This window comes from Endozoicomonas arenosclerae (assembly GCF_001562015.1).
GTDB classification, from domain to species: domain Bacteria; phylum Pseudomonadota; class Gammaproteobacteria; order Pseudomonadales; family Endozoicomonadaceae; genus Endozoicomonas_A; species Endozoicomonas_A arenosclerae.
The window spans coordinates 57988-70142 of record NZ_LASA01000057.1 but is presented as its reverse complement, the minus strand read 5'-3'; the positions used below and the strand labels follow the sequence as shown (position 1 = coordinate 70142).

The window sequence follows — 12155 nt, the reverse complement described above, 5'->3', positions numbered from 1 at the left end:
CATGATGACCCCTTACGAAAAGTTCCTGTCACTGAAGGAACCAGAACAGTACCTGAAAGAAGGGATTACACTGGACCAACTAAAGGACAAAGCGGAAGCCATGACCGATAATGAAGCGGCCAGAAAGCTGCAACAAGCCAGAGAAATCCTGTTTCAATTAGTTCATGAGCGACAAGCCGAGGGTTAGGTAGTAGTACCTGCCTTCAGGCTCATTTCAGGATTGGAAAATACTCTGTTGCTGTCGCCAGGTTGGTAAAGACTCTTCAGAATTCGTGTCTGACCGGAAGGGATGGTGAGCGTGTTGCAGAGTTGCTGGCATTGCCAGTGCTCACTGCCGGTGGGGGTGATCGTGATTAACTCATTGGAGTTATTGGCCAGTTGCAGGTACCAGATCGTATCTGCCTGAACTTGAGGCAGATGCCCCCAGGAAACCAACAATATCAGTAGTCTCCAGGAAAGACCTCTTACAGGTTTCATTAGGTTCTCACCTTTCGTGCTTAGTGATCAGAAGGGTTTGTCCGCTTGATAAAATGAATGGTTGACGTGATCGTATTCCGGGTACCCCGGCAGACTTCATTGGTGCCCGAATTGATCTCGACCTGGATGGCTTTATCGTCACTGGAAGACAGGGTCATGTCGTCATAATCCTCACAGCCATAACCTTTGACGGCTCGATAAACGGTGCCCTCTGCCAGAGCTTTGCCATTTGAGGGGAACTCTGAGTCATGGAAATCTATGACAACGCCGTTGATTTCAAAACTCAACCGGTTGCTCATTTCGACATTGACGGGTTTAGCGGCAGAATAAAACTCCCGGGTGTTTTTACTGCGGATAATCTGTTCTTCGCACAGATCAAAACATTCCCAGTTGTCCTGACCCAGAAATTTGATTCTGAGTTCTTCAAAGGTTTCATTCACCACCACCAGATGCCAGCCAATGTTTTCTTCCGTTTCAGCATAGGCGCCAGAAGTGAGTCCGAGCATCACTGTGCCCGCAATCAGGGATAAGGACTTCAAAGCAGTCATCGTCGTATACCTTTAAAAGAAAAACAGGTCAGGGGTGATAGTGAACACCTGCTTGTACCGTACCAAAAGAGCCAGGGCAGGAACTGTCGGAGCCCGAATCCAGAGTGGCTGAAATGGCCTGAGTGTTACTGGTTGAAATAGCGGTAGGGCCTTCCTCTCCACAGTGGCAGCCCTCATCGACTACACAATGGGGGGCATAAAGCGTTTTCGAGACAATTTCTGTTCCCGTATGCGCGTGACCACTGGTATAAAATTCGACATGTACCCCGTTCATATTGATGCCCTGGATGGCAGTGTCTTCACCATGTACTTCTGTGTAAAAGGTGTGACTTTGGCCTGCCTTAACGGTTTTAGGGCCGCAGAAATCATTGCAGTACCAGTTGTCATTGCCTGCAGAGGAAATATTCAGGTCGGAGCTGGATTCATTATAAATGGTGACGTACCAGCCAATGCCTGCCAGAGTTTGAGTTGAAAGACTGGCGACTGCCACCAGAAGGCAGAATAGAAATATTGAGGAACAGAATGACTTCTGGCTAGATTTCATCTGACTTTACACCTCACAAACGTAACCCGGAACGGACAACAAAGGCAGTATAGTAGGATGTGACTCTTTTAAATTTATGGATTGGAACTCGGTTCGGAAGGTGGGTTGAAGTTGATGGTAACTGTGACGGTCCCATAAGAACCTCCGCAAAGTATATTGTTACCTGCAGTCATGGTTGTAGTCACCATAGATGGGTCGCTGGCTGTTATTGCAGCTATGGCAAAATTACTGCATTTTCTTCCCGGTAGACCAAAATGCCCATAAACATCTGTACTGTTGATTTGAGTGCCGCTACTGGGATGCTTATTCATCACAAACTCTACATGCAGACTATGCCCTGCAGCATCTTTCAGATTGATACCCTGGATCCCGTAAAAGATATCAGTAGTAGAGTCCCCCGCGTTTTTTTCGGTATAAAATTTGTGTGATTGTCCGGCAGCAATGGCGGTCGTCCCACAAAAGTCATTGCAGTACCAGCCATCACTACCTCCATAGGACACGGTGAGTGTGGAGAGTGAGTTGTTAAAGATATCCACATACCAGCCTGTACCTGCCCATGAAATGGGGCAGCTTGCTATAAAAGTGATAGCCAGTATCCATCGAGTGGTCACTTTGTAATGCTTGTGACTCATGGAAAATACCTGAAAGAATGAGTTTAAGGAGGCGTGAAGTAGAGAGTGACGTCAACGGTCCCGTAGTAGCCACCGCAGAGAGTTTTGCTTCCCCCTGTAAAGGACTCGACCCTGAACAGCTGAGGCACTGTTGCGGTAATGTTTGCTACATCCAGAGACGTACAGGCATTAGGGTTTATTGCTTTGGCATAGACATAGGTTGTGGCTATGTTGGTTCCTGTCCTGGTGTGAGCTCCCATGATAAATTCCACGTGCGCCTTCTGACCATTTCCGTCTGTCAGATTGATTCCTTGAATGGCTGAGCCAGTGACTGAGGCTCTCGATTCTGTATAGAAGGTTTTACTCTGACCCGCTTCGATTCGGGATGTTCCACAAAAGTCATTGCAATACCAGCTGTCATTGCCGCCAAAAGAAACTGTTAATGCTGCAGTGGAGTTGTTATGAAGGTTGACGTGCCAGCCGGTACCGGCATAAACATTGATGATGACACACTGGGAAAGTATAAAGGTCAGTAGCCTTGTAATAGTGAGCTTCATTTTTCAGTGCCGTATTCACTAAGGGAAGAGCGGGTCAATGTGGGGATTGTGAACCCTTATACACGAGGGTAGCGTGCACTGTGCCAAAGAACCCCTGACAATCTGTTGGATTGCCTGATTCAATATGAGTGACAGAGAGAGCATCAGGGTCAGATGATGAGATACCACCTTCGGTTCTTACGTCGCACATGTGCAGTTGTAGATACCAGCGATAAATGGGGGGGGATGTGATTTCAGTCCCTGTGTGGGTGTGTCCACCCTGATAAAACTCTACGTGGGTATCATTCATACTGATGCCTTGAATGCCTGCGTTATTCGTACTGCGTTCCTTTTCTTCGGTATAAAAAGTTCGGACTTCATTAGGTTTCAGGGTTGAAGGCCCACAGAAGTCGTTACAGTACCAGTTGTCGTTGCCAGCAAAGCTGATATTCAGATCAGAGGTAGACTGGTTCTGGATGGTGACATACCAACCTGTTCCAGCCTGGGCGCAGGCTATTTTAAGGACTGTTAACAGCGTTATTAGAAGACTGTTGTTTGCCCACTTTGATTGGATGGTTCTGCTCATGATGGCTATCTGATGTGATGTGGTTTTGTGTGATCAGATGACTGGCTCAGACATAAGGGTTCATCAATAAAAAGTGGTAGAGGACTCTGACTTTGTCCAGAAAAGCTGAATAGTTGCATGTTTATTGAAGAGGCTGCCGGCAGAGTAATCCCTGCCGGCGGAAGATTGTGTTATTCGGGTTTCTTGCGCCAGAAAGTAGCCTGAGCAACAGTATGCTGATGCTTTCTGGCGGTTTCCCGGATCACAAAAGGAATGTCCATGGGAGATTGTACTTCTTCAAAGCGTTGACTCAGAACTCTTTGCAGACCTGCATAGGTTGTCATGGCTTCGCCATTCTCCCGGACACCACCCAACCATTTGTCTTTCGACGTGTATTCTTCCAGCCAGGTATAGGGAGAAGTGATAACCAGTAAACCTCCAGGACGTATGCGTTCGTGGATAGAGTGCAGGAAGCCTTCAGGATCATTGAGTCGATCAATCAGATTACCGGCAAACACCAGGTCATAATTGTTGTATTTCGGTTTGAGGTTACAGGCATCGCCCTGGGTGAACAGTACCCTGCTGGCATCAATGTCTTCAGCAAAGTCCTCAAGTCTGGCTTCCCGATATTCTCCCAGTTCCCCTTCAGTGGGTACGAAGTAGCGTATCTTGCCGTTTCTCTGGAGTTCAGAAGCTGCACAGATAAACCGGGCAGAAAAGTCTATGCCGTCAACATGCTTGAACCAGCGGGCCAGTTCAAAACTGCTTCGTCCGACGGAGCAGCCCAGATCCAGAGCCCGGGTGCCGCTCTGATCGTTCAAAAGTTCCTGACAGACTCGGGCACAGGCTACGGGATAATTCTCTACGCCAAAATATTGGTCGCCATAATGGAACTCCAGATATTGTGCGACCAGAGAGTCTGTTTCATAGGGGTTTAGTGTGCCTTTACGCTCGGCTGTGGACTCGACATAACGGAAGCCGGCATGCTGGAAAAAGTGACGTCTGAAGGCGTAACGGGAATCCCGGATGGCGTAGTTGCCGGTAGAAATCCAGCAGCCCCCTTTGATGAGATTATGCTTGCCGTCAAAGGTCGGGGTGGAAAAATCATCGTAATAAGGGTGGACCTTGAAGCCTTCAAAAGCGTCAATGGGCGTAGCAGTCCATTGCCAGACATTACCGATCACATCATAAAAGTCACCGGTCTTGAATTGATCAACGGGGCATGAAGAAGCCCAATATTCAAGGTTGATGTTACCCGGTGCCTGTTCCCAGTAGGGTTGATCTGTGTCGATGCTATCCCTGAGACAGTACCATTCTGACTCCGTAGGCAACTGGATTTGTTTGCCTGTTACATCGGATTTCCAGCGACAGAAGGCCTGTGCTTCGTGGCAGTTAACATCCACCGGCCAGTCCCAGGGCATTTCGATCTCTTCAAGCATGGTGCGATAGCGATAATGTTCGCCACTGGGTACCCAGAATTCCGGGTGCATGGCTTTGACAAAAGTGGCCCAGGCCCAGCCTTCATCACTCCAGTATTTTTCGGTGCTGTAACCTCCATCCTGAACAAATTCCAGAAACTCCTGGTTACTGACAAGGAACTGACTGGCCTTGAAAGGGGGAACGCTTTCCTCGAAATGACCGTATTCATTGTCCCAGCCATAAAGTGGGTCATCAAAGGATTTACCCAGAATCTGATGCCCTCCGGGATGCTCAATCAGCTGATTTTCCGGGGCTGTTCCTGAGCTTCTGCAATGTTGCCAGTAAGGGTGAGGCTGGACATAAGCCAGTGGTAATTGACGAATCAGTACGGAAGAGGTTTCCAGGTGAATGCGTTCATGCTCAATGCCCATCATGATCAGCCAGGCTGGACTGTCCCAGGTAATGGGCACTTCCAGTGGCATGGTATCAATAAACGACAGAATGCGCTTCCTGACTTTCTGGCGATATCCTTTCATGGCCTCTACGGTGGGCCAGTCATAGTTTTTTTCGTCCAGGTCATCCCAGGACATTTCATCGACACCAATGGCTACCATGGCCTCGATGTCGGAATCGACACGTTCAGGAATGAGTCGAGCTGCAATCAGTTTGTTGATAAAAAAAGAGGCCGTATGGCCATAGTAAAATATCAGGGGGTGCCTCAGGGATATGGCTTTTCGGTAATAGGCCTGATCATTGCCGAGTGTTTCAAACAGACAATCATAGAGGTCAAAGGTTTCACAGAAATACCGGGAAAGCTCCTGACGCTTTTCCTCAGGTGTTCCTGTATTTAAAACCATTGTTCTTGTGGGAGTTTGAAGAGGAGAGGTTAATGTTGGCGTCTTGTTAAGCACTGTGCAAATCCCTGAATCTTGATCAGAGCTGTACCGCTTAATCAGCATATCCACTACTGATCATACACGGTTCAGGCGTGAAAGACAGAGCGGGCGGCTAGTAACAGTGAGCCGGTGTCCACTGGATGACGGGCTCACTGTTTTTCCTGAACTTACAGACTCTGATCAGGGGTCAACAATAGATACCGCTTCACCGGTATCATGAGGCAAGCCCTGACCCGCAGGAACGGCACAGGTTCTTGCTCCTGCGGTAATGAAGAGTAGAGGAGCTTTTGCGGGTATGAGGGCATCAACCATCAAAACGCGCCAGCCATCGTTGGGTAAAGGCTTCGTCGTCTTGCCCTGCAGGATCATCAAACATGGAGTCATCAAAGGGGGCTCTTGCCTCTTTAAGAGCCTTTCCAAGAGCAATGTAATTTTCAGGTGGCTTGTTGGGCGACCCCAGTTGTGGTTCGTCTCCTGCTTGAAAAACGGTACCGTTACTGTAAGGGCAGGACAGAATTTGGGAGCCCGCATTAGCTAGTACTGCGTCTGTACCTCCTGCTTTGGCGAGTAAACGATGGGAAACGGCAGTGAGAAAATTAATGGATTTGATACCATTCCGACAATGGATCATGACACCTGACAAGTCATAGGCATCTAGCCCTGGGTAACGCATCAGGGCATCACCTATGACATTTTGAGCTGCGCTGCGTCCACCTACATCAAAAGGAGTGATAAGGCCTAATCCAGCGTAGGCATGTTCGACCCGTAATTGGTTGCAGATTGTGACAAATTGTTGAGCAAAGCCCTGTACGCCCATCTGCTCAAGCATCGAAGCTGGATATGATAAAAGCAAAAAACCCAGGTAGTTAGGGTAGGTGACACCCCTGGCTAAAGAGCTAATTGACCATGGGTGAGCAATACCTTCATCAGCTCCTCCGGCTTCAAAATCAAGGGTGGTTTCAGTACTCTGCATTTTAACCAGAAGATTTGGGTTTGGATTTTCACCGGTTTTTAAAATGCGATGGCGTTTATCTCCGGCGACTGCATAGAGTCGAAGTTTTCCTTTTGCCTGTTGAAGATAATGATTAATACAGTTAACCAGAGATTGTCTTTTTTCAGGTTCACCAGGTGCGCCAAAATAAAAGGTCATGGTCAGGCCAATGCAGGCAGCTGGATTGCCTCTTGGAAAATAGGCAACTGGCTGGTTACTAAGGGAGTTGAGATCTAACTGAGACATACGTATTCCTGTTATTCTTTTCAAGCGACAGATTGAATAGGGTTTTGGCAATTACAGCCTTGCTCTATATCTTTTTGAGGGCCGCCTACCCGGTATATTGAGTATTTTTTCCGGCTACCCGCAATATCTCTGTATGCTTCATCTTGATCATTATCCCGTCTGTCTTGACCAAACTTAAACTCCACCACTTGATCAATATTATCCTGTGAAGGTGGCTTACTGGAGTCGGAGACAACCACGAGATCCGGTCGACGAATATCTCCCCGACCTGGCCGGTAGCCATCTACTTCAGCAATTCGGCCCTGCCAGTAGTGAGATGGTTCAGTCGTGTCATTGCCCCAGGCATCCCGGTGCATCATGGGCTGTGGTGACTCCCCGGTCTGGAGGTTCATATTCCAGGAGAGTTCTGACTTGTAGCGGCTTGTCCACTCCGGGGCTTTGTCCGCTGCCTGCAAAACCTGGTGGGCACAACTCTGTTTCAGGTCCTGGTCACTCTGGCCTTTGGCGGGGTGATCGTTACAACAGCACATGATGGTACACATGACACTACGATCCAAAGCACGCTTTTTTTCTTCCGGGTCAGTGGGTACTGTGTTATCGGTGCCTGGGGGAATGGCTTTTTCAACGGAGGAGGGATGAGTAGAAGGCAGTTTTCTGGCCTTTTCTTCCTCTGTTTCCTTAAGCGTCTGGGCTTTAGTGATTTCTTCCTGAACCCGCTGCATCACCTTTGTCTGTTTAACCATTGATGCAGGCAGGCCGTTCAATGTCATGGAAACAGCCATGACATGCCCGACACAGCGATCTTCACATGCGTGACTCATTGTTGTTTTACTCCTTGTGATCCATCGGGAAAAGATTAAACCTGACTTTTACTATGAAAATGCAGTTCTATCAGGCTCTGTGGCCATTTTTATTTTTCGGGGCGAGCTGCATTCCCGGCTCATGGCTGTTCAGACTGGCTACTGCAGCCTTGATTCTTCGGATGCCTTCTTCAAGGGTTGAGCGACTGCAGCCGAAGTTCAGGCGCAGGTAATCCCTGTCACCAAACTGGGCTCCGGGTGAAAGGCCAACACCTGCCTGTTCAAAGAAACGGTGTGGATCGTCCAGGCCCAGTTCACTGACGTTTATCCAGGCCAGGTAGGTAGACTGCAGAGGGATCATACTCATCCCCTCAATACTGTTGATTTCTTCCATCAGAAGGTCATGGTTACCCCGCAGGTAATCCAGCAGGCTCTGGCGCCAGGGCTCTCCGTGCTCGTACGCGGCTTTGGCAGCGGTGTAACCGATCAGCATGTTGTCCGGATCAGGCACTATGCCTTTGCGAACTCTCTGGAATTCCATACGAATCTTGCCGTCAGGAATGATGGCGAACGCACAGCCAAAACCAGCTACGTTGAAGGTTTTGGAAGGAGACATCAGGGTGATAGAAGTATCACGGGCGAACTCACTGAGACTGGCATAGGGAATATGCTCGGCATTGCGATCCAGAATCAGGTCGCAGTGAACTTCGTCGGAGCAAACGACAATGTTGTGTTTTTTGCAGATCGTCTCGATGGTTTCCAGTTCTTCCCGGGTCATAACACGGCCATTGGGGTTCTGGGGGTTACAAATCATCAGCAGGCGAGTGTCTTCAGTAATCTTGCTTTCGAAATCTTCGAAATCCAACTGCCACTGGCCTTCTTTGAGCACCCAGTCCAGACCGATCATTTGACGGCCACCCAGCTTGGGAGCCATCAGGAATGGGTAGTAGACGGGCAGAGGCACAGCGACTGTTTCTCCGGGGCCGGCGACACTTCGAACAGCAATATTCAGGGCGGTAACCAGTCCAGGCAGCCAGACGATCCATTCTTTCTCGATCTGCCAGTCATAGAGATTATGCATTCGTTCAACGATGCGATCTTCCAGACCTTCATCGGCAACGGTGTAACCAAAAACGCCGTGCTCAATACGTTGCTGAAGAGCCTCTATGATTTCCGGGGCTGATTTGAAATCCATATCCGCCACCCAGAAAGGCAGAATGTCTTTATCTTTGTAACGATCCCACTTCAGGCTGGAAGTATGGCTACGGTCGACAAAATGATCGAAATCTGTGGACACAAACACATCCCTTGACTATTGGAGTTAGTGAACTGAAAGGGCTGTTTTCTGTCAGGAAAAGACGAAAAACTGTTTCAGTCGCTCATGGTTGTTTAGTGTCGATAGTACCTGCGCAGAGTCATTTTGAAAATGCGGTTTTCTGGACTGGGTTGAGTAAAAGCCGAAGGATTAATCAGATTGTAAGTTAATATTCAGAACCACTTTTTCTTCAGGCCTTCAATGTTGGTCTTGCCCAACCATTGATTGACCAGATTGCCAAGCTTTTTGCTGCTCTTTTGCATCATGAAAACTTTATGGGTGCGGGTTTCTGTAAACATGGCGGGGTTGACGATAGTCAGGGCGGGGKTTTTCTTGAGTCGGTACTGGGCTTCCATCAGATCTGTAATCATGACGTCGGCTTTATCTTCTCGGAGAATCAGGAACGGTTCCTTGTTATTGGCGGTGATAATCAGTTGGGCATTGGGCAGATGTTTTTCAGCAAAAATCTGATTGTTTCCACCGGGGTTTTCGACCACTCGAACATCGGGCCGATTGAGTGCGGCAATCAGGGCCAGGTCATTCAATCCTGTCACCTTGGGGTAAAACTCCTTGCGAATCAGAGCTACCTTGCCACAGGGTGTTATGCCGTCACTGAGAAGGAATTGGCTGGCACGGGATTCACTGTAGCTGATGCCCCCCATGGCGATGTCAAACCGGTCATTTTTCAGGTCGGCGTTCAGGTCTGGCCATTCCGTTTTAACGTAATTCAATTTTATGGGCTGGTCGTAGGTTTTGCTCAGATATTTACCCAGTGAAACGGCCAGGTCGATGGCAAAGCCTGAGCACTGCATACGCTGGTTGCATTCGGTCAAAGGTGGGTAATCACCGGTGGTACCCACTCGAAGCACGCCGGAGGCCAGGATCTCTGGTAAATCCCTGGCTTGAGCCGGGTTGAACGGACTCATGAAAAGGGCGGCTAGCAGGACAAATTTCTTCATGAAGACGTTATTCCCCGCAAAAGCTAATAATTAAAGCAGATTTTATCCGTTTTGCTGTCTCGCTGGTCGGTTTGTGACGATGAATCTGGCTGGGATGCTGGAAATTCGTGACTTTGTGAACAATGCTCAGAGAACCTGAAGTGTGTCTGTGGGGTAGTACCGCGTTGATTTCCAAAGGATTTGCCTACTCACTGGTGTCCGGGGCTTTATTGGGCAGTCTGATTGTCCTTCCTGAATGCATGTCAAATTACTCTGCCATGGAGCTGGTAGTGGGGCGCTTTATTGTTTTTGGGGTATGGGTGGCCGCTATTGTCCTGTTTCGCCGGGAGATAATTCAACGTATCCAGCTCGATGGTATAAAGCCCTGGGTTCTTGTCGCCCTGCTCACCAATGTATTGTACTACCTGTGCATTGCTATCAGCATCCGGAGTCTCGGAGGTGTTTTTGCCTGTGTCCTGATGGCTGCTTTACCTATGGTTTTTCAGAAATACTTCCTGAGACATCATTCCGGCAACAACCTGACCCTGCCGTTGCTGCTATTAGTAGGGGCGCTGTTCCTGCTGATTACCCAGAAGTTTGATCAGGGGTTTGGTGATTCAAGTGAACAAAGCATTGTAAATGGCCTGTTCTGGTTGTTACTGGCCAGTATCAGCTGGCTGCTGGGAACGAGGTTGCAGCTCATGATGACTCTTAACAGGCAAGATATTGATCAGTCAGATCATTATCTTCTCACCGGGCTGGGGTCGGCTTTGGCTCTGCCGTTGATTTTTCCACTGATCTGGCTGGATCACCCGGAACTTACGCTGTTTCCAGAAGGTTTTGAGAGTACTGACTGGTCCACATATGGGTTGGGTATGCTGGTGGCTGGCATACTGGCAACCGGTATTGCCCGAATTTATCGCTCCAGAGCCTTGCTTCACACCCGTCATCCGGGGCTCTATCCCAACACTTATCTGGAAGTTTTCTTTGGGGTGATGTTTGTCTTTGCGGTGGAAGGGCGCACACCGGACAACCAGGAATGGGCGGTTATTCTCTTCCTGGTGTGCGGTATGATTCTGTTTCATCGAAGCCAGCCCATTTCTCAGACTGTCAGTGCCAGTTCTGGGTAGCGGGCACGAATAGCCTCACGATTGCCTTTAAACAGAATTCTTCCCTGTTTCTGCTCCAGCTGATATTCATACATAGGGTCGTAATAACCCACCAGTAAATGCTCAATCAGAGGACGGTAGCCTTCGATAGACCCCTGGTTTTTATGCTGATCCAGTGCCGCTGAGAGAATATCCCCCAGTTCCTGATAACGGACACCTCCCAGTCTTCTTCGAATACGGTGCAGGCTGTCAGTCAGTCCCTGGCTGAAATGGTCAAAGCCTTCTTCTTCCCCGTAAACATTTTGAAAATCTGACAGATTATCAGAGACGTATTCCTGCAGACCAATCTCTACCCGTTCTTCAATGGACTCTTCTAACAGAATGATGGGAGATTGCTGCATTTTATCCCTGAACGCCTGGGAAAGACTGCAACGGCCTATTAATTTGCTCTCGTCTTCCAGAAGTACCGGGCGACCCGCTTTAAAGTGACGGTGTTTGAGCATGGCAATGGACAGGCGGTTTTCAAAATCGATCTGGGTGGGTTGACCTCCATAGCGACGGCCAAAGCTGGAGCCTCGGTGGTTGGCCAGGCCTTCCAGGTCAACACTGTCTTTAATATCATGAATCAAACGGGTTTTACCGGTACCGGTCTTACCGCTGAGGATTATAAACCGGCATTCTTCAACGGATTTTTCCAGCTCATCAATCAGAAACCTTCTGAGCGCCTTATAGCCACCCTTGATCAGCGGATAAGGGTGTCCTGAGTCTGTCAGCCAGGACTGGGTGATATGAGAGCGCTGACCCCCACGGAAACAGAACAGATAACCTTCAGGGTGTTGCTGCACAAACTGCTGCCAGCAGGCCACTCTCTGGGCTCGCACCTCATCGGTAGCCAATTCATAGCCGAGGGATACCGCAGAATCCTGCCCCTGCTGCTTGTATTCAGTACCAATCACTTCACGCTGGTGGTCGTCCAGAATGGGAAGATTGCTGGCCAGAGGGAACGAACCCTTGCTGAACTCAACGGGGGCCCGAACATCCATCAGGGGAGTATCGTTCAGGAACAGGGAAAGGTAGTCGTCGGTATCCGGGCGTTGTTGGGTCATAAGGTTCCGTAACTGCTCAACGGGAGCGGGCTGGGTTTCAAAAAGCCTATAGTT

General features: G+C 48.9%; 15 protein-coding genes. 2 read left to right on the top strand and 13 right to left on the bottom strand.

The window, feature by feature from the left end:
- Positions 1-187, top strand: a 187-nt coding sequence (locus WG89_RS31090; protein WP_062260707.1) for a hypothetical protein, incomplete at its 5' end; no start/stop codon positions are given.
- Here the strand turns inward: WG89_RS31090 and WG89_RS06520 are convergent.
- The 12 genes from WG89_RS06520 to WG89_RS06470 all read right to left on the bottom strand — a co-directional run bounded on the left by WG89_RS06520 (position 184) and on the right by WG89_RS06470 (position 9907).
- Positions 184-477 (bottom strand): hypothetical protein, encoded by a 294-nt coding sequence (locus tag WG89_RS06520; RefSeq protein ID WP_062263077.1) that lies wholly within the window; start codon positions 475-477, stop codon positions 184-186. The genes WG89_RS31090 and WG89_RS06520 overlap by 4 nt on opposite strands.
- A 20-nt stretch (positions 478-497) precedes the next feature.
- Positions 498-1025, bottom strand: coding sequence for a hypothetical protein (locus tag WG89_RS06515; protein ID WP_062263074.1), 528 nt, complete (start codon positions 1023-1025; stop codon positions 498-500).
- Between the two features lie 28 nt (positions 1026-1053).
- Entirely contained in the window at positions 1054-1569 is a 516-nt protein-coding gene (locus tag WG89_RS06510; RefSeq protein ID WP_062263072.1) for a hypothetical protein, read from the bottom strand.
- A gap of 74 nt (positions 1570-1643) precedes the next feature.
- The gene (locus tag WG89_RS06505) at positions 1644-2201 is read right to left on the bottom strand and encodes a hypothetical protein (protein WP_062263069.1); all 558 of its coding nucleotides are present in this window, start codon (positions 2199-2201) and stop codon (positions 1644-1646) included.
- Positions 2202-2224: 23 nt separating this feature from the next.
- Positions 2225-2737: a hypothetical protein gene (locus tag WG89_RS06500; RefSeq protein WP_062263066.1), complete on the bottom strand. Its 513-nt coding sequence runs from the start codon at positions 2735-2737 to the stop codon at positions 2225-2227.
- 34 nt (positions 2738-2771) lie between these two features.
- Positions 2772-3302, bottom strand: a complete 531-nt coding sequence (locus WG89_RS06495) for a hypothetical protein (RefSeq protein ID WP_062263062.1) — start codon at positions 3300-3302, stop codon at positions 2772-2774.
- 170 nt (positions 3303-3472) lie between these two features.
- Positions 3473-5611, bottom strand: a complete 2139-nt coding sequence (ovoA, locus tag WG89_RS06490) for a 5-histidylcysteine sulfoxide synthase (RefSeq protein ID WP_245662882.1) — start codon at positions 5609-5611, stop codon at positions 3473-3475.
- Between the two features lie 165 nt (positions 5612-5776).
- The gene (locus WG89_RS32685) at positions 5777-5908 is read right to left on the bottom strand and encodes a hypothetical protein (RefSeq protein ID WP_281177679.1); all 132 of its coding nucleotides are present in this window, start codon (positions 5906-5908) and stop codon (positions 5777-5779) included.
- Positions 5901-6833, bottom strand: coding sequence for a type VI immunity family protein (locus WG89_RS06485; RefSeq protein ID WP_062263057.1), 933 nt, complete (start codon positions 6831-6833; stop codon positions 5901-5903). Before WG89_RS06485 ends, WG89_RS32685 begins: the two co-directional genes overlap by 8 nt.
- A 20-nt stretch (positions 6834-6853) precedes the next feature.
- Complete coding sequence (locus WG89_RS06480; protein WP_062263054.1) at positions 6854-7654, bottom strand: VRR-NUC domain-containing protein; 801 nt, start codon at positions 7652-7654, stop codon at positions 6854-6856.
- A 70-nt stretch (positions 7655-7724) separates the two neighbouring features.
- Positions 7725-8930 carry a MalY/PatB family protein gene (locus tag WG89_RS06475; RefSeq protein WP_079253693.1) on the bottom strand — a complete coding sequence of 402 codons (1206 nt, stop codon included), beginning with the start codon at positions 8928-8930 and terminating at the stop codon, positions 7725-7727.
- Between the two features lie 191 nt (positions 8931-9121).
- Positions 9122-9907: a transporter substrate-binding domain-containing protein gene (locus WG89_RS06470; protein WP_079253692.1), complete on the bottom strand. Its 786-nt coding sequence runs from the start codon at positions 9905-9907 to the stop codon at positions 9122-9124.
- A gap of 122 nt (positions 9908-10029) precedes the next feature.
- Between WG89_RS06470 and WG89_RS06465 the strand changes: the two genes are divergently transcribed.
- Entirely contained in the window at positions 10030-11016 is a 987-nt protein-coding gene (locus WG89_RS06465) for a DMT family transporter (protein ID WP_062263044.1), read from the top strand.
- On the opposite strand, the gene mnmH is transcribed toward WG89_RS06465, so the two are convergent.
- Positions 10989-12101, bottom strand: a complete 1113-nt coding sequence (mnmH, locus tag WG89_RS06460; RefSeq protein WP_062263041.1) for a tRNA 2-selenouridine(34) synthase MnmH — start codon at positions 12099-12101, stop codon at positions 10989-10991. The genes WG89_RS06465 and mnmH overlap by 28 nt on opposite strands.
- Between the last annotated feature and the right edge of the window lie 54 nt (positions 12102-12155).

Excerpts from the sequence above, each read along its gene's own strand:
- WG89_RS06520 (WP_062263077.1), bottom strand. The coding sequence starts at position 477 with ATGAAACCTGTAAGAGGTCTTTCCTGGAGACTACTGATATTGTTGGTT.
- WG89_RS06515 (WP_062263074.1), bottom strand. The coding sequence starts at position 1,025 with ATGACTGCTTTGAAGTCCTTATCCCTGATTGCGGGCACAGTGATGCTC.
- WG89_RS06510 (WP_062263072.1), bottom strand. The coding sequence starts at position 1,569 with ATGAAATCTAGCCAGAAGTCATTCTGTTCCTCAATATTTCTATTCTGC.
- WG89_RS06505 (WP_062263069.1), bottom strand. The coding sequence starts at position 2,201 with ATGAGTCACAAGCATTACAAAGTGACCACTCGATGGATACTGGCTATC.
- WG89_RS06500 (WP_062263066.1), bottom strand. The coding sequence starts at position 2,737 with ATGAAGCTCACTATTACAAGGCTACTGACCTTTATACTTTCCCAGTGT.
- WG89_RS06495 (WP_062263062.1), bottom strand. The coding sequence starts at position 3,302 with ATGAGCAGAACCATCCAATCAAAGTGGGCAAACAACAGTCTTCTAATA.
- WG89_RS32685 (WP_281177679.1), bottom strand. The coding sequence starts at position 5,908 with ATGGTTGATGCCCTCATACCCGCAAAAGCTCCTCTACTCTTCATTACC.
- WG89_RS06485 (WP_062263057.1), bottom strand. The coding sequence starts at position 6,833 with ATGTCTCAGTTAGATCTCAACTCCCTTAGTAACCAGCCAGTTGCCTAT.
- WG89_RS06480 (WP_062263054.1), bottom strand. The coding sequence starts at position 7,654 with ATGAGTCACGCATGTGAAGATCGCTGTGTCGGGCATGTCATGGCTGTT.
- WG89_RS06465 (WP_062263044.1), top strand. The coding sequence starts at position 10,030 with ATGCTCAGAGAACCTGAAGTGTGTCTGTGGGGTAGTACCGCGTTGATT.
- mnmH (WP_062263041.1), bottom strand. The coding sequence starts at position 12,101 with ATGACCCAACAACGCCCGGATACCGACGACTACCTTTCCCTGTTCCTG.